Annotated in this window: 5 protein-coding genes; 2 read left to right on the top strand and 3 right to left on the bottom strand. The window is 69.3% G+C overall.

Features of this window, described 5'->3' with window-relative positions:
• Window positions 1-12 precede the first annotated feature (12 nt).
• Entirely contained in the window at window positions 13-729 is a 717-nt protein-coding gene (locus tag G9373_RS11280; protein ID WP_120660444.1) for a M50 family metallopeptidase, read from the top strand.
• Here G9373_RS11280 and G9373_RS11275 read toward each other — a convergent pair.
• Together G9373_RS11275 and G9373_RS11270 are read right to left on the bottom strand one after the other, a co-directional pair.
• Window positions 664-15,384, bottom strand: coding sequence for a non-ribosomal peptide synthetase (locus tag G9373_RS11275; protein ID WP_167115143.1), 14,721 nt, complete (start codon window positions 15,382-15,384; stop codon window positions 664-666). The genes G9373_RS11280 and G9373_RS11275 overlap by 66 nt on opposite strands.
• 135 nt (window positions 15,385-15,519) lie before the next feature.
• Window positions 15,520-16,527 (bottom strand): NAD(P)H-dependent glycerol-3-phosphate dehydrogenase, encoded by a 1,008-nt coding sequence (locus G9373_RS11270; RefSeq protein WP_005258770.1) that lies wholly within the window; start codon window positions 16,525-16,527, stop codon window positions 15,520-15,522.
• A 106-nt stretch (window positions 16,528-16,633) separates the two neighbouring features.
• Here G9373_RS11270 and G9373_RS11265 point away from each other — a divergent pair, with 106 nt between their 5' ends.
• On the top strand, window positions 16,634-17,305 hold the full coding sequence (locus G9373_RS11265) for a hypothetical protein (RefSeq protein ID WP_037204413.1): 672 nt from the start codon (window positions 16,634-16,636) through the stop codon (window positions 17,303-17,305).
• Window positions 17,306-17,313: 8 nt separating this feature from the next.
• On the opposite strand, the gene G9373_RS11260 is transcribed toward G9373_RS11265, so the two are convergent.
• Window positions 17,314-18,630, bottom strand: a complete 1,317-nt coding sequence (locus G9373_RS11260) for an HNH endonuclease signature motif containing protein (RefSeq protein WP_167115140.1) — start codon at window positions 18,628-18,630, stop codon at window positions 17,314-17,316.
• Between the last annotated feature and the right edge of the window lie 18 nt (window positions 18,631-18,648).

The raw sequence follows: 18,648 nt of genomic DNA, 5'->3' as shown, positions 1-18,648 counted from the left end.
CACTCGGCGCCGATGAATGGAATTGAATCGCTGTGGGAGCGCATGAGCGCCGTCAGCCCCGCGCCGGCTCCTTGGATCGTTCAGGTCACGGCGGTGGTGGCGGTGATACTCGTCCTCGAACCGCACGCCTGGCGAGTCACCCGCAACGTGGTGACCATCGTGCACGAGGGCGCGCATCTGGTGGTCGCCCTGCTGTTCGGTCGAACGCTGAAGGGGGTGCGGCTGCACTCGGACACATCGGGTGTGGCCATCTCGTCCGGTAAACCGACCGGGCTCGGTGTGGTCCTCATGACGTTCGCCGGCTACGTGGGTCCCGCCGTTCTGGGGCTCGGCGCGGCCCGCGTGCTGGGTACCCAGCACGCGGTCGCGGTGCTGTGGATCGGCGTCGTCGCTCTCGCGGCCATGTTGATCCTCGTCCGGAACCTGTACGGGTTGTTCTCCCTCACGGTGGTCGGGGCGCTGCTGTTCGGAATCGTGTGGTTCGGGACGCAGGACCAGCAGGTGGCCGCGGCGTATCTGATCACCCTGTTCATGCTCGTCGCCGCGCCGCGCCCGGTCCTCGAACTGCAGCGGCAACGGGCCCGCGGCGCGGCCCCGGAGTCGGATGCGGATCAGCTGGCGCGACTCACCCGCGTGCCCGGCATCGTCTGGGTGGGTCTGTCCCTACTCGTGACGCTGGGCTGTCTCGCGCTGGGTGGCTGGTGGATTCTCCGTCCCGTCGGTGGCTGACGCGCCCGCGAGGTATTCGGCCAGGATCGGTCCGATGACGGCCAGCGCTTCCGGGTCGGTCATCCGCGCGTGAGGGCGGTCGACTGTGTGCGCGATGACGTCCCCGTCGATCCACGGCCGCCACGTCGTACTCGCCGGCACGGGCTGGGATCCGTCCCCGGCCGCGCCGAAGAACACCAGGCTCCCGTCGAAGTGTCCAGGAACGAAGTCGGCGGCAGCGTCGACGACGTCGACGTAGTCCTCGTACAACCGGGTCAGCTGCTCCGGCCCGAGCTGCTCCGACGCCCCACCGCCGAATTCCGTAAGCAGTTCCGGCAGTGTCGGCGCCGGGGTGTCCCGCTCCGCCGACGCGTAGCTGTCGATCATCGCGAGCACACGCACCTCCTCGCCGAGCGACCGCAGCTCGACGGCCATCGCGTGCGCGATCACGCCACCCACCGAGTACCCGAGCAGGTGGTACGGCCCCCGCGGTTGAACACGGCGAATCTCCTCCACATATCGATGGGCCCGCTCTGTGATCGACGAAAACCGTTCGCCGGGCACGGTCACGGCGGGGGACTGCACACCCCAGACGGGGCGGTCGGGGCCGAGATGCGCACTCAATCCCGCATAACACCAGGCCAACCCGACGGCCGGATGGATGCAGAACAGCGGCTCGCGTCCGCCGTCAGGATGCAGCGGCAGCAGCACCTCGAGCCCGGTGGAGGTGTCGGAGGCCGCGGCGAAACTCGACGAGATTCGCGCGGCGATGCTCTCCGCGGTCGCGTCGGCGAAGAACCATTCGAGCCGGACCTCGACCCGAGTCGTGGCGTGCAGTCGTGACGCAGCCCTGGTCGCGGACAGTGAGTTGCCGCCCAGTTCGAAGAAATTGTCGTCCAGCCCCACCAGACCTGTGCCGAGAATGTCCGCGAACACCGCGGTGACCAGTTTCTCGGTGCGGGTCGTCGGGGGGCGGAACCGCTGCGCCCGTGGCACACCCGGATCCGGAAGCGCCCGTCGATCCAGCTTGTCGTGGGGTGTGGACGGTAGCGCCCCCAGCACCACGATCTGGTTGGGCACCATGTACCGGGGCAGTCGCTGCGCCAGTTCCGCCGACACGGCGCGGGTATCCACCACCATGTCCGGCCGCGGCACGACGTAGCCGACCAGCCGGACGCCGGTGCCGGCTGATTCGTACACGGCCGCCGCGGACTGCGCGACGGCGGCATCGCGTCGCAGTGCCGTCTCGATCTCCTCCAGTTCGACGCGCTGACCGCGGATTTTCACCTGGAGATCGCGCCGGCCGAGGTAGTCGATCGTGCCGTCTCGGCGACGACTCACCACGTCGCCGGTCCGGTACATCCGTTGACCGGGCGGTCCCCACGGATTGGCCGGGAATCGGGAGGCCGTCACCCCCGGTTGTCCGAGATAGCCGCGCGCCAACTGGGCACCCGCCAGGTAGAGCTCGCCCGGAACGCCGACGGGCACCGGATGCAGCCGCGAATCCAGCACGAGCACGCCGACGCCGTTCTGCGGCACACCGATCGGAACGGTCGCGTCCACGTTGCCGACGACCGTGCGGGTCACGGCGACCGCCGTCTCGGTCGGGCCGTACTCGTTGTACAGCGTCGCGTCCGGGCACCGCGCGTGGAAACTGTGTGCCGTGCCGGGCGGCAGGACCTCGCCACCACACGACACCTGCCGCAGTGACGTCAGGTCCGCGTCGGGGATCGCCAGGATCTCGGCCAGCATGAGGGGAAGGAAGTATGCTGCGGTCACCCGGTGCCGTCCGACCAGCTCGGCGAGATGCCGCGGGTCGCGGTGGCCGTCCGGTCGAGCGATCACCAGCCGCGCACCGGCGATCAGCGGCCACCAGAATTCGCGGACCGAGGCGTCGAACGTGTACTGCAACTTGAGCATCACCGTGTCGTCCGCGCCGAGCGGATCGGTGTCCTGACGCCAACTCAGGAAGCTCACGACGGCCGCATGGGTCACGACGACACCCTTGGGGGTACCCGTCGATCCCGACGTGTGGATCACGTACGCGGGGTTCTGCGCTCGCAGGGGCGCGATCCGGTCCAGATCGGAGATCGGCGACGGATCGATACCGGAGAGGTCCAGTCGGTCGACGACGACCAGTTGTGTCTCCGTGGGCAGCACGTCGGAGAGGTCGAACCGGTCGCGCTCGGTGGTGAGGACGACGCGTGTGTCCGAGGACCGGATGATCTGGGCATTGCGCTGTGCGGGCTGATCGGGGTCGATCGGCACGTACGCCCCTCCTGTTTTCGATACGGCATACATTCCGACGAGGAGGTCGACCGAGCGGCGAATCGCCAGTCCCACCATGGACTCCGGGCCGACGCCGGCGCCGATCAGGTGGCGGGCCAGTCGATTCACGTGCTCGTCGAGTTCACGGTAGGTGAGCGCACGATCTCCGGAGACGACGGCGATCGCGTCCGGCGAACTGGCGACCTGCCGCGCGAACAGATCGACGAGGGTCTCCCCGGAGGACGGCACAGCGGTGGGGACATCCGGGTCCGGATCGAGAAGGGCGAGGTCGCCGACGGCCGTATCCGGTTGTGCGACGGCCTCGCTCAACGTCCGGATGAAGCGTTCGCCGATGTTCGCGACGGTGTGGTGGTCGAACAGATCGGTGGCGTACGTGAACACCGCCGCACGCCGGGTGCGTTCCGTCGACGGGTCCGGATCGGCGGTCACGGTGAGTTGCAGGTCGAATCGGGCCGACCGGGTAGGGGGAGTCATCGCCGACACCCGCAGTCCGGGGAGGGTGAGCGCGGTGTGGTCGAGGTTCTGGAACGCCAGGGCCACCTGGAACAGCGGATTGCGTGCGCGTGACCGGGCGGGATCGAGGACCTCGACCACGGTCTCGAACGGAACGGTGGAGTGCGCGAACGCGTCCAGGTCGTCCTCCCGCACGCGGCCGAGCAGTTCCGCGAAGCTTTCCGCGGGGATCACCTCGGTGCGCAGGACCAGGTTGTTGACGAACATGCCCACCAGGTCGTCGAGGGCCTGGTCCCCGCGTCCCGCGACGGGGGTGCCGATCACGATGTCGGTGGATCCGCCGAGCCTCGCGAGGAGCACCGCGAATACCGCGTGCACGACCATGAACGGGGTGACGGCTAGGGCTGAAGCGGTGTGCTCGACCGCACGGTAGAGCACGTCGTCGAGCGCGAACTCGACTGTGCCGCCGCGGTGCGACGCGATCGCGGGATGTGGCCGGTCGGCGGGGAGGGACAGCTGTTCCGGCGCACCCGACAACGTGTCCTTCCAGTACGACAGTTGCTGCGCGGCAACGGATTGTGGATCGTCGCGGTCGCCCAGTAGTTCGTGCTGCCACAGGGTGTAGTCCGTGTACTGGACGGGAAGTTCGGCCCACCGCGGCGCCTCGCCCGAAACCCGCGCCTCGTAGGCGGTCATCACGTCGCGGACGAGCAGCGGCACCGAGAACCCGTCCGCGCTGATGTGATGGACCATGACGGCGAGCACCCACTCGTCGGGGGCGAGGGCGAACAGCCGGGCACGGATCGGCGGTTCGGCGCCCAGGGCGAAACCCTTCGACGCGAACGTCGCAACCCGCGCGGCGACGTCACCGCGGGACACGGGTGTCGGACTGAGAGTGGGAGCGGCCCGCGACACCGGGACCACCTGCTGGTACGCGACACCGTCACTGTCGGGGTAGAGGGTGCGCAGCGGTTCGTGACGGCCCATCACGTCCGCGACGGCCGCGGTGAGGGCGGCGACGTCGAGTGTTCCGGTGAGCCGCAACGCCATCGGGATGTTGTATTCGGGGGAGCCGGGGGCGAGGCGGGCGAGGAACCACAATCGTTGCTGCGCCGGCGACAGCGGCACGCGGGCCGGGCGCGGACGCACGGTCAGGGCGACGCGCGTCGCGCCGCCGGTCTGCTCGTTGACGGCCACAGCGAGCGCGGAGACGGTCGGCGAGTCGAACACTGCACGTACCGGCACCGTCGTCTCCAGTGCGGCACCGATCCGGGACGCAACGCGCGTGGCGGACAGGGAACTGCCGCCCAGGGCGAAGAAGTTTTCGTCCCGCCCCACGAGGTCGAGTCCGAGCACCTCGGCGAACGCTGTCGCCACCACCCGTTCGGCGGGCGTGTGCGGGGCCTCGAACTCGGTTGCCGCGGGAACGGGGTCGGGCAGCGCCGAGCGGTCCAGTTTCCCGTTGACGGTGAGCGGGACGGCGTCCACCACGACCACGATCGCGGGCACCAGCGGGGTCGGCAGGCGCGTCGCCGCGTAGCGGATCAGCTGATCCGGATCGACCGTCTCGTTCCGAGCCGGCAGCACGTACGACACGAGAACCTCGACGCCGTCCCGGAGTTCACGCACATCCGTCGCCGCGAATCTCACGGCCTGATGGGTGAGGAGGGTGGCGTCGATCTCGCCGAGTTCGATTCGGACGCCGCGTAGTTCGATCTGCGAGTCGTTGCGGTACAGATACTCGATCGACCCGTCGCGACGCCGACGACCCACATCGCCCGTCCGGTACATCCGCTCCCCGGCTGTGCCGAACGGGGAGGCGACGAAGCGTGCGGCGGTCAGCGCGGGCCTGCGATGGTAGCCGCGGGCGACACCCGGCCCGCAGATGTAGAGTTCGCCGGCCACTCCCGTCGGAACCGGGTGCAGCCGCGAATCCAGCAGGAGTACGGCGGCGCCGCGGACCGGGCGGCCGATGGTGACCGGCCCGCCGGCCGCCAAGGGATCACTGATACTCGTCATGACCGTCGTCTCGGTCGGACCGTATCCGTTGAACATCTGCGCCTGCTCGGCCCACACCGCCGCGAGTTCAGGTGGGCAGGGTTCGCCGCCCACCACGACGACCCGCAGGTCGTGCAGGCCGCGCGGGTCGACCGTCGCCAGAACCGTCGGTGTGGTGAACACGTGGCTGACCCGCTCGCGGGCCAGCAGGTCCGTGAGTTGGTTCTCGCCCTGGACCATCGGTGGTGCGAGCACCATGCAGGCGCCCGCACCGAGCGCGAGCAGTATCTCCAGCACCGCGCCGTCGAAGCTGGGAGACGAAGCGTGCAGCGTGCGCGACGACGCCGTCACCGAATACCGATCCCGCTGTTCCGCGGTGAAGTCGGCGAGACCGGTGTGGGTGATCACCACTCCCTTGGGGTTCCCCGTCGAACCGGACGTGTAGACCACGTACGCCGGATGGCGCGCATCCAGCGGCCGAGCACGGTCGGCGTCGGTGACCGGGTCCGAAGACCAACCGCGACATTCGGTTCGGAAGCCCGGGTCGTCGAGCACCAACCAGTTCGTACCGTGCGGCAGGGCCTCGCGGTCCGCAACGGTGGTCAGCCCGAGGGCGGCGCCGGAGTCGTCCATCAGATACCGGACCCGCGCGGCGGGGTAGTGCGGGTCGACGGGCACGAACGCGGCACCCGTCTTCGCGACGGCCCACACGGAGACGACGGACAGGACGGACCGCGGCAGACCGAGCGCCACGAGTGCCTCGGGGCCCACCCCGCGCCGCATCAGGGCGCGGGCGAGCCGATTCGACTCGGCGTCGAGTTCGCGATACGTCATCGACCGGCCGTCCGCCGTCAGCGCCGACCCTCCCGGATTCTGCCGGACGGCGGCGGACATCAGGTCGGGCAGTGTGCGTTGCGGCAACGACGGCGGTCCGTCGTGCCGCGCCTGCTGCTCCGCAGGGTCCCGCATGTCGATGTCGCCGACCACGATGGACGGGTGTGCGAGCGCCGCCCGCAGAACGCGCCGGAACCGGTCCGCGAATCCCGCGACCGTGGCGTCGTCGAACAGATCGGTGGCGTACGTGAAGACGCACGACAGTGGTCCCGGGCCGCCTGCGTCGTCGACCGATTCGGTGACGGTGAGCTGGAGGTCGAATTTCGCGGTGTGCGTAGCGATCTCGACGATCTCGGCGGACACCTCCGGCAGGTCGATCACGACCGGCGCCGTGTTGTGATAGGCGAGCGCAAGCTGGAACAGCGGATTGCGACTGCGGGACCGAGCGGGTGCGACCGCCTCCACGACCTCCTCGAACGAGACGTCCGCGTGGGCGTACGCGGCGAGATCGACGTTCCGCACGTGGGTGAGTGTGTCGGCGAACGTGGTGTGCAGCGGGACATCTGTCCGTAGCACCAGTGTGTTGACGAACATTCCGACGAGGTCGTCGAGTGCGCGGGGCCCGCGTCCCGCGATCGGCGCGCCGACGACGATGTCCGACGTGTCGCCGAGCCTGGCCGCGAGGACGGCCAGCGCCGCGTGCACCACCATGAACGGAGTGGCGTCGTGCGTCCGCGCGAGAGCACGAATCCGCAGATGAATCTCGGCGTCGATGGTGAACTCGGCGTTCGCGCCGCGGTGCGTCGCGACGGGCGGGCGGGCACGGTCGAACGGCAGGGGGAGTAACTCGGGCAGTCCGGACAGTGTCTGCGTCCAATACGCCAGGCCCCGCTGCCCGTCCTGCAGTTCACGCTGCCAGGTGGCGTAGTCGGCGTAGCGGACGGGCAGTGGCGTCCAGCCCGGGGAGTCGCCCTCCGCCCGGGCGCGATACGCCGCCATCACATCCCGGGCGAGTGGTCCCAGCGAGAACCCGTCCGCACTGATGTGATGGACGACGAGAGTCAGCACCCACTCGTCGGCGTTCACCGCGAGAAGCTCGGTGCGAACCGGGGGTTCGGCGGTGAGGTCGAACCCCGCCGACAGCAGGTCGCGGACCCGGGCGATCGGGTCCGTCGTCCTCCGGACCGTGCACGCCGGCACGGCGGAGGCGGGGAGAACGTGCTGGCAGGGGATCCCGTCGTGTTCGGGATACACGGTGCGCAGGGGTTCGTGTCGTTCGATCACGTCACCCACCGCCGCACACAGAGCCGATTCGTCGAGCGTGCCGGTGAGGCGGAGCACGACGGGAATGCTGTCGGTGGCCGAGCGTCCGTCGAGCCGGTTCAGGAACCACACACGCTGCTGCGCGAGGGACAGCGGAACGTGGGCGGTCGGGGCGCGGCGGACCAGGGGCGTCCGCTCGACCGCGTGCGTTCGTTTCGCGAGATACTCCGACAGTTCCGCGACCGTCGGGTGGTCGAACAGTTCGCGGATGCCGACGGAGGTTCCCAGCGCCGCTCCGACGCGGGCGACGGCCTGCGCCGCGGTCAGCGAGTTTCCGCCCGCCGCAAAGAAGTTGTCGTTCCGGCCCACCCGGCCGGTGCCGGTGACCTCCGCGAACACGAACGCGACCACGTCCTCGGTGGGGGTGGCGGGCGGATCGGAGGCAGACTGCGCGGGCGCCGGTTCCGGTAGGGCGGCGCGATCCAGCTTCCCACTGGTGGTGAGGGGCAGCGCCGGGAGCGGGACGACGGCGGAGGGAATCATGTAGGCCGGGAGCAGACCGGTGAGACGGTCGACGATCCGGCCTTCGTCCGGCGGCACACCGTCCGCGGGCACGACGTAGGCGATCAGCCGGTCTCCCGCTTCCGGGTCGCGGTGCACCGTGACCGCCGCGTGTGTCACCGCCGGGTCGGACGTGAGTGCGGACTCGATCTCGCCGGGTTCGATGCGTTGGCCGCGGAGTTTGATCTGGAAGTCGCTGCGGCCGAGATACTCGAGCCGGCCCGACTCGTTCCACCGCACCACGTCGCCGGTGCGGTACATCCGGCCGCCCGTTCCGCCGACGGGATCGGCGACGAAGCGTTCGGCGGTCAGATCGGGGCGTCCGGCATACCCCCGCGCCAAGTACCCACCGGCAAGGTACAACTCGCCCCTCGTCCCGACCGGCACCGGCCGGAGCCGGCTGTCGAGTACATACGTACGTATGTTGTGAATGGGTCGGCCTATGGCGACCGCGGTGCCGAACTCGTTGCCGTCGACCGACTCCGAGGTCGCCGCCGCCGCCTCGCACGGGCCGTACCAGTTGTACAGCGCGGCGGCGCCGCGTTCCCTGAATCGTGATGCCGTCGCCGCGGACAGGGGCTCTCCGGCCGAGTACACGCGGCGCAGCGTCGAGGGCGCCCGCGGCCCGCACTGCTCCAGGAAGGCATCGAGCATCGACGGTACGACGTGGAGAGTGGTGATCGACTCCTGCTCGATGATGCGCGCGAGGTAGCGGGGGTCGCGGTGTCCGTCGGGTGCGGCGATCACCACCCGCGCACCGGTGTGCAAGGGCCATAGCAGCTCCCACGCGGAAATGTCGAAGGTGAGCGGGGTCTTGTGCAGTACCGCATCGGAACCGTCGAGCGGCGTCAGTGTCTGCGCCCAGCGGAACTGGTTCACCATCATCTCGTGGGTCACCGTCACGCCCTTGGGCCGGCCGGTGGAACCGGACGTGTAGACGACGTATGCGGCGTTCGCCGGATGCAGTGCTGCGCGTCGTTCGGAATCCGTGATCGGTCGGGGGTTGTATCCAGTGACGTCGAGCACGTCGAGATCCACGACGGCGACTCCGTCGGGGACCGTGCGATTCCGGCAACCGGACGTGAGGACCAGTGTTGGTGCGGCCGAGTCGATGACGAGTGCGGTGCGTTCGGGCGGCTGCTCGGGGTCGACGGGCACGTAGGCGCCGCCGGCCTTCAGCACCGCGTGCAGCGCGACGAGAAGCTCGATCGAGCGGGGAGCCGCGACACCGACGACGGCTTCCGGTCCGACTCCCTTCGCTACGAGATACCGGGCGAGCCGGTTCGCCCGTGCGTCGAACTCCGCGTACGTCAGTCGATCCGGGCCGAAGACCACCGCCACGGCGCCGGGGGAGCGCTCGACCTGTGCGTCGAACACGTCTACCAGGGTCTGCGAGGGCACCGGGGCGTCCGTCGCGTTCCAGGTGCGCAGAACCCGCTCGCGCTCCTGCTCGCCGAGGAGATCGAGCCTGCCGAGGACGACGTGCGGATCCCTGCCGATGCACTCGAGGACGCGGCCTGCCCGCGCGAGCAGGGCCGCCCCGTCGTACCGGCGTGACCGGCACTTCACTGTCAGCCGCAGGGTCCGGGACACCGTCGCCGCCAGCGTCACGGCGTAGTGCGAGGCATCGTGTGCGCGGACCCCGTCCAGGGTGAGTCCGTCGACGGGTTCCGGCAGCGCGCTGCGGTCCACGGGGTACGACTCGAACGCGACCAGCGTGTCGAACAGAGGCGCCACGCCGACTGCCCGCTGGATGTCTGCGAGGCCCAGATGGTGATGTTCCAGGAGACGGATGTGATCGGCGTGCAGGCGGCCGAGCAGTGTGGCGGTGTCGATGCCGGGATCCAGCGGGATCCGCACGGGCACGGTGTTGACGAACAATCCCACCGCACTCTCCACCCCGGCGACGTCCGCGGGCCTGCCGGACACGGTAGCGCCGATCACGACGTCGTCCCGGGCGGTCGCCTGCCCGAGGACAATTCCCCAGGCCGCCTGCACGATCGTGCTCAGCGTGACGCCGAGCTCGGTCGCGCGGGCCGTCAGCTTTCGGGTGTCCTCCTCGCTCAGCTCCAGCACCGTCTCCGACGTGGTGGGGGTGGGTTCGGCCGGCGCGGCGGGCTCGGTGATGCCGTCGAGAGCCACGGCCCACGCCCGCGCCGAGGCCTCGGTGTCCCGCTCCGCCAGCCATTCCAGGAAGTCGCGGTACGGGCTCGAATCCGGCTGCTCGGTGCGGACGTCGCCGCGTTGGTAGGCGGTGAAGATCTCGCGCACCAGCAACGGCATCGACCAGCCGTCCAGCACGATGTGGTGAGCGGTGATCGCCAGTTCGGCGCGGTTCGGCCCTCGCGACAGCAGGGTGAACCGAATCAGCGGCGGGGCGGACATGTCGAAGCGGGCGGTGCGGTCGCCCTGCAGGATCTCCTCGGCAACCTCGCCCGTGTCGCCGTCCGTGAGCTCGACCTGCCGCCACCGCAACGGCACGTCGTCGAGCACGAGTTGCACCGGGACACCGCGACTGTCGCGCACGAACGCGGTGCGCAGGTTCGCGTGCCCCGCGAGGACGGCGATGCATGCGCGCCGGAGTCGATCCTGATCGAGGTGTCCGGACAGGGTCAGGACCACCTGCATCGCATACGGGTCGGCGTCCGCGCCCGCGAGAGCCGCGTGGAACAGCAGGCCCGACTGCAACGGCGTCAGCGGCCACACGTCGAGCAGACCCGGCCGGTCCCGCTCCCACTCGACGATGTCGTTCGGGTCCACGGCGACGAGCGGCAGATCGGACGGGGTGAGCCCACCGGCGTGCGGAGAACGCGCCACCGCGGCGAGGGCTGTCAACGCCTGCTCCCACAAATCGGCCAGCGCCTGCACATCCTCGGACGCGATCGCGCCTGTCGGGTATGCGAAGGTGGCGTCGAGGACGCCGTGGGTGGTGAACGCGGTGATGTCGATCAGCGCGGTGACCGGCATCGACGGTTCCGCCGACGAGAACACGGCGGTGCCGTCCCGCACCGGGCGCCACTCGCGTTCGGTATCCGCGGTATCGAGACGACCGAGGTAGTTGAAGGCGACCTGGCCGATGCCGTCTCCCGGAAGCCGCAGCAGCCCGTAGCCGATGCCCTTGTCGGGCACCGCACGCAATTGTTCCTTGACGGACTTGATCGCAGTGCTCGCGGAGCGCCCGCCCGCGAACGCCTCGTCCAGATCGACGTCCCCGAGGTCGAGGCGGATCGGGAAGATGCTGGTGAACCACCCGACTGTGCGGGAGAGATCGGCGCCGTGGAGCACCGCTTCCTCGCGGCCGTGCCCCTCGAGCCGGATCACCGGCGCGGAGGCCGGTCGTCCCCGCCGGCGCTGCCACTGCGCGAGGGCGAGGTAGAGCGCGGTGAGCAGTGCGTCGTTGACCTCGCACCGGAATGCGGCCGTGAGGTCGGTCAGCAACGAGTGCGTGACGGCTGCAGACACTTCCGTGTGGACCCGATCCACGGTGGAATTCACGTCACGCCGCGCGTCGAGTGGGCGGGTGCCGAGCGGCGGATCCTCGCCGGCAGTCACGGTGCGCCAGAACGACAGCTCGGACAACCGGCCCGGCCGCTGCGCCTCCTCGATCAGGCCGTGCGACCACCGGCGCAGGGAGGTGCCGATCGGTGCGAGAGTGGGCGGTACCCCCGCCGTTACCTGCGCCCACGCTGCGGCGAGATCACCGATCAGGATTCGCCACGAGACCCCGTCGATCACCAGGTGATGGGCGACGAGGAGGAGCCGCCCGCGGCGGGTGGTGTCGCCTGGTCCGGGGTCGAGCCACACGCATTGCATCATCACGCCCGCAGTAGGATTCAACCGGCGGATCGCGGCTTCGTGTTCGTCCCTCGTTCGCGGCGCCGGGTCGGCGTCGGCGGGCAGCGGAACCCGCAGGATCGTGTCCTCCGGCAGCGGTGCGCCTGCCGGGCTTACGGTGAGAAACGCCGTCCCGTCCGAACCACGCACGAGGTGCGCCCGCAGTGCGTCGTGCCGATCGATGACGGCACCGATCACCGTGTGCAACCTCTCCGCGTCCATGCCCCGTGGCAGTTCCACCACCACGGCCTGTGCGTACCGGTCGACGACGCCGGCCCGGTCGAACAGGAATCGGGCGGCCGGGGTGAGCGGCATGTCGCCGACCCCGCCGCCGGGGAGTTCCTCGAGGGCGGGTCTGCCGACGTCGTTTCCGGCGACTTGGCCGAGGCGGGCGATCGTTCGCTGCTCGAACACGTCACGCGGCGTGAACGAGATTCCCGCACTCCGTGCCCGGGAGGCCAAAAGGATCGCCATGATGCTGTCGCCGCCGAGCGCGAAGAACGACTCGTCCACACCGAAATCGGACGTCCCGAGGATGTCGGCGTAGAGGGTGTGGAGTGTGCGTTCGCGCTCACTGCCGGGGGCGGTCCGGGAACGTGACCGGAGGCCGTGCTCGGGGAGAGCAAAGCGGTCCAGCTTGCCAGACGGGGTCAGCGGAATGTGGGAGAGCACGACGACGGCGGCCGGCACGAGATGCGGGGGCAGTGCGGCGGTGAGGAACGACAGCAGCTCCTGCTCGGTCGCGGTGTCGGCGCCCACCACATACGACACGAGCTGATCGCCGGCCGCCTGCGAGCGAATCACGGTGACGGCGAATCGCACCGCCGGATGCCGGAGGAGGGTGGCGTCGATCTCGCCCGGCTCGACGCGCAGGCCCCGGATGTTCACCTGTTCGTCGCTGCGTCCGAAATATTCGAGTTGGTGGTCGCGGGTCCAGCGGACCGTGTCGCCGGTGCGGTACACGCGGGTGCCCGGTGGTCCGTACGGGTCGGCGACGAACCGTTCCGACGTCTGCCGGGCGTTGCGGTGGTACCCGCGGGCCAGGGCGGTCCCCGCGACGTACAGTTCGCCGACCACACCGACGGGGACCGGACGGAGCCGGTGGTCGAGGACCACGGCCCTCGTTCCGTGGATCGGCCGGCCGATGGTGACCGGTCCGGACTCGGCGAGAGGCTCGCTGACGGTCGCCATGACGGTGGTCTCGGCCGGACCGTACGCGTCGATCATCCGGCATCGGGACGCCCACCGAGACAACAGTTCCGGTGGGCACGTCTCACCGGCGACGACGAGTGTGCGCAGCAGCAGACCTCCGACCTCGCCGGGTTCCATCGACGCCAGGACCGACGGGGTGATCACCGCGTGGGTGACGTGTTCGGTGGTCATCAGCTGCGCCAATAGGGATCCACCGAACACCGCGGGCGGGGCGATGACGAGAGCAGCGCCGGAGCCGAACGCCATCAGCATCTCGAAGACGGAGGCGTCGAAGCTCGGCGACGCGACATGCAGAACCCTCGCCGCACTGTCGAGGTCGAGTCGGGTGCGCTGCGCGGAGGCCAGATTGGCGAGCCCGCGGTGCGTGACCACGACTCCCTTGGGGACGCCGGTCGATCCGGACGTGTAGACGAGGTAGGCGGCGTCGTCGAGTCGTATTGCCGGCGTGGGGAAATCGTGGCCGTTCGAGTTGCCTGCCTCGTCGAGCAGTAGCCACTCGATGCTGCCCGGCAATGTGGTTGCGTACTCCGCGGAGGTCAACCCGACTGCCGCGTGGGAGTCGTCGAGCATGTGCCGAACACGGGGGACCGGGTAGTTCGGATCCACCGGAAGGAAGGCGGCCCCCGTTTTGGCGACGGCCCAGACCGCGCAAACGTAGTCGGAGGACCGGGGCAGAGCCACCGCGACGATGTCGCCGGACCCGACGCCGGACCGTGCCAGCGTCGCAGCGATCCGATCCGATCGCCCGTCGAGTTCGCGGTAGCTGATCGTGCGGCCGGCGCCGACGACGGCGGTCGCGTCCGGATGCTGTGCGGCCGCGCGGAACACGTCGGCGAGCGTGACCGGGACGCTGTCGGGCGGTCCGGGGAAGGGGACCAACGCCGCGGTTTCGTTCTCCGTGAGGACCGGGAGTTCCCCGATCGGGTGGGCGGCATCGGCGTCGAGGAAGTGCCGGAAGTACCGCAGGAATCTCGTGTGGTGCCCCTCGAGCTCATCCTGCGAATACAGTCGCGGGTTCGCCTTGAAATCGAGGTGCACACGTCCGCGGGGACCGTACCGGTACAGGTTCACCAGGAGGTCTTCGATCGGACCCGACGACAGCACATGCAGTTGGCTCCGCAGCGAACCGAGTTCCAACTCCTCGGGGAACAGCATGATGTTGACGGCGGGGCCGAACAGTCGCGGCCCGGACAGGGCGCTTCCCCGGTCTGCGCGGATGTCCTCGTGCCGGTACCGCTGATGCCGCAGGGCACCCGACATCACGAGGCGCGTGTGGGACACCAGATCGCCGATGGTCGCCGTCCCCGCGGACGTGATGCGCAGCGGCACCACGTTGGACACCATGCCGCCGGACCGGCGCAGCGCCGCCGTCGTGCGGGCCGACACCGGGAGACTGAGCGTGACGTCGTCCTCGCCGGTCATTCGCGCCAGATAGCCCGCGACCGCGCAGACGGTAAGCGTCGCAGGATTGACTCCGTGCGCTGCCGCGCACTTCTCGAGCTGGTCGACGACCTCGGTGGTCAACGTTCCGCCGACGTCCCGGGAACCGGCGGTCGCAGGCGCGGAGCCGCGCGCGAGGGTGCTCGCGCGGGTGACACCGCGCATCGTCTCGGTCCAGTACTCCCGGTCGGACTCCCGGCGGGCGGAGTTGCGGTAGTCGGTCTCGAGTTCGTGGATGCGCCGAAGACCGACGGGCTTGCTCGCGGGTGGTGGCAGTCCGTGCACCGCGGCGGTGTAGAGCGCGGCGATCCGGTAGAGCATCGTGACGGACCCGAAACCGTCCATCGCGATGTGGTGGGCGCGCGAATACCAGAAGTAGTGGTCGTGTCCGACGTGGAGAAGGAACGAGACGGTCAGGCGGTCACGCTGGACGTCGATCGGATCGGCGGTCTCGGTGCGCATCCACGCGTGCGCCGCCGCCTCGGGGTCCGGCGTGTCCCGGAAGTCGAGGTAGCCGACGGGAGCGTCCAGGCTCGGTTCCACCCATTGCAGCGGTTGCCCGTCGACCTCGGAGATCTGCAGGAAGAACGACTCGAACTCGGCGGCCGCTCGGACACACGCAGAAGTCAGGACGCTCCGGTCGAGATCGCCGTGGATGTCGACGTACTGGGCGACCGACACCGGAACCGTGGGGTCGACGTGCTGCGCGAGCCACATCCCCGTTTGCGCGGGTGACAGGGGGAACGCGCGCGCCGACGAGTCTCCGGGACCAACCGAGGTCGGTGAACTCATCGCTGACTTCTCTCACGCACACGTCCCCGCACGACGCTGCTTGCTGGGGTGCCTCCATTCAGGAGTCTGCCCCAGTTTTCTAGGAGATTGCTTAGAAACGTCTAGATAGTGCTACTGCCGGTTGCAGTTGTGCGGTCACGCCACCTCATCCTCTCCGCCGGCAGCGACTTTCCGCAGGCCGCGGTAGGCGCCCTCCGGCGTCTGCCGTCCCGCGACCACTGCCTCGACCTCGGCGGCGATGGGCATGTCCACGTTGAAGTCGCGGGCCAGTTCCATCACGGTGGGGGCGGTCTTCACACCCTCGGCCACCTGACCCAGCTTGGCGACGGCCTCGTCGACCGTCATGCCGCGGGCAATGAACTCGCCCACCCGCCGGTTGCGCGAACTCGGGCTCATACAGGTGGCGATCAGATCTCCGACCCCGGTGAGTCCCGCGAACGTCCGCGGGTTCGCGCCCATCGCCTCACCCAGCCGGGTCATCTCGGCCAACCCGCGCGCCAGGACCATCGCGCGCGTGTTGTCGCCGACGTCCAGTCCGTCGGCCATGCCCGAAGCGATGGCCACGATGTTCTTCAGCACACCGCCGAGTTCGCAGCCCAGCACATCGGTGTTCCGGTACACACGGAACACGGCGGACGCGAACAACGGCTGCAACGCCGTGGCCACCCGGACGTCCTGAGTGGCGACGACCGACGCCGCGGCGAGCCCGTCGACGATCTCCCGCGCAATGTTCGGGCCCGCCAGAAGCCCGACCGGATGCCCGGGCAGGCACTCGGCGATCACCTCGGTGGGTCGTAGCCGCGTTCCCGGCTCCAGCCCCTTCGCCAGCGACAACACCGGCACCCACGCCCGCACCTCGTTGGCGATCTGAGCAAGAGTGCTGCGGACCGCGTGCGACGGCACCCCGACCACGAGAACGTCGGCTTCCTGCGCCGCCTCCACCAGGTCGGCTGTGGAGCGCATGGAGTCGGGGAGTGGGCGGTCGCCGAGATACCGAGAGTTGCGGTGCTCGTTGTTGATCTCGTCGGCCGTGTCCGAGTTTCGCGCCCACAGCAGGGTCGGTGTGTTGTGGGCGGCGAGACCTGCCACCGTCGTTCCCCACGACCCGGCGCCGAGCACGACGACGCGTACCGGGCGGGCCATTACCGATCACCCATCGTGTTGATGCTGTCCATGACATCCAGCCTGGCACTTGCCGGGCGTTCACGAAGCTGATTCGGCAAGTCCCTGCGGCCGCTAGCATCCATTCATGCGTGGACGAATTGCGGGACTTGCAGCGTGTGTCGGTGTGCTCGCCTCCATGGCAGTCGGTGAAGCGCACGCTGCGCCTCCGACGCCGCTCGGCGACATGGCGGCAGTGCGAGCCGCCCTCCAGTCGGCCGCCATGCCGATCAGCACCCGCACCGCGCAGTCGATCACGACCACCATCGAGCGCATCGCCGCCGGTACACCGCGATACAACTACTTCCCCCGATCGGTTCATCTCGTCGAGGGCACAGCTCAGCCGTTCCTGTACGACACCACCGCTGCGGACTGCCTCCCTGCCGGTTTCGGAGAGCAAAACGATTCGGTCGGTATCGCGCGAGCGATAGCCGGCCCCGCCGTCGACGAGAACCTGCCTGTCCCTGTCATTCCGCCGGGGAAGGTCAACGTCTTCTTCAGCGGGATGAACACGGCAATGTCGTCGCCGCTGCAGGCCGACCTCGTCGAGGTCGCCTGGCTGAACCTCACCACCATGCAGTCGGGGCGAGCGCCGCTGTATCAGGAGCGACCGGCCGATTACATCGTCACGCTGTCCAACACCCTCGAGACAGGCAGGGGCACAATCGTGTTCGTCGTCTTCGGGAGCATCCTCGACAACACCAGCCGAGCATTGCCGCCGTGTGATTACGCCCCGGTGGTCGGCGTCGTCCAGGCTTGATCGCGCTGTCATGACGCTCGGAGGTGTGCGATCAGCACGGCTTCGACCTCCGACTGTCGTGCCGCGGACGGGAGCGGCGGGGCCGCCGACCGGTAGTGGTGCCCGGTCGGGGTGCCGAGGTCGATGAGATGGGTGCGGCCGGGGTTGTGCACCGGTCGGGCCGTCCAGCCTGGTGCTTCCTTCGCGTAGTTGCAGGCCTCGCACAGCCCGGACCCGTTTCGCGCGGTGGTCGCCCCGTGCTGTCGGCGGGAGCGGATGTGATCGTGATGCCGGATCGGCGCATCGCACCACGGCGTACGACACGTCCGATCCCGCAGGTCGATCAGCTTCCGCAGGCTCTTCGGGAACGTGCGCGACTGCGACTCCATCGCCGTCAGCGCCCCCGACCGCGGGCACGAATACACCCGCCGTAGCGACGTCTCGGTGTCACGATCGACGGCGTCGGCCACCAGCTGCCGGGCAATCCCAGCCGGCACCGGCCCGAACCCGTGGAGCTGCGCGGCCTCGTGCCCGCCGGCCAGCAACGCCTCGTCCGAGAGCACCAGATTCACCGCCACCGGCACACCCGACGCCACTGACGCTCCGGTGCCGCGCTCGAACAACAGATCCACCATCAGCTGATTGCGGGTGCGACCACCACTGTCCCCGGTCGCGATCAGACTGTCCGCATCCCGCCCCAGGGTCGCCTGCAGACACACGGCCTGCTCCACGGGCATCAGCACGCTCAGATAGGCCATCGAATCCGGCGCTGGGCGGGTCGTGACCCTACGCTCGGACACTGCCTTGCGATGCGGCCGCACCACGGACGCGGCGTCGAGTTCCACCGCCAACGCCTTCGCCCGTGCGATCAGCCCGCGGTCACCGACTCCGTCGAGAATGGCTGGATCCGAGCACAACCGGCGGTCCACGATGCCCCGATCGGCAGCCGACAGGCACGCTGTTTCCCGCACCAACAGGGTGGCCCGCCATTCGTTCAACCGCCCGGTCTGCAACATGGCCAGGGTGTGCGGCATCTCGTGCACCAGAGCCTGCGCGAACCCCAGATGTCGACCGCCGCGGTTCGGGGATTCCCGGCGCGCCAACGCAATCTGCGACGCGATACCGCGGTCCCACTCCGCCCGTGGCAACTCTCGAGCCCTGCGGTCCGCACGGATACTCGTCGCGACGTCGTCGGTGATCACCGCCTGCACCGCACACCCGACCGATTTCAAAGTCTCGATCGCATCGAGCAGATCTATGCCCAGTCCCGGATCTCCACTTGCCGCCTCGGCGCATTGCAGTCGCGCCGTGAATGTGCGCAATTCCTCGAGAAGTACTGCCCCCACAACCAACCTCCCCCAAGG

The organism is Rhodococcus sp. A14, from assembly GCF_011603105.1.
GTDB classification, from domain to species: Bacteria; Actinomycetota; Actinomycetes; order Mycobacteriales; family Mycobacteriaceae; genus Rhodococcus_F; species Rhodococcus_F opacus.
This window is presented reverse-complemented; position numbering and strand designations above follow the sequence as displayed.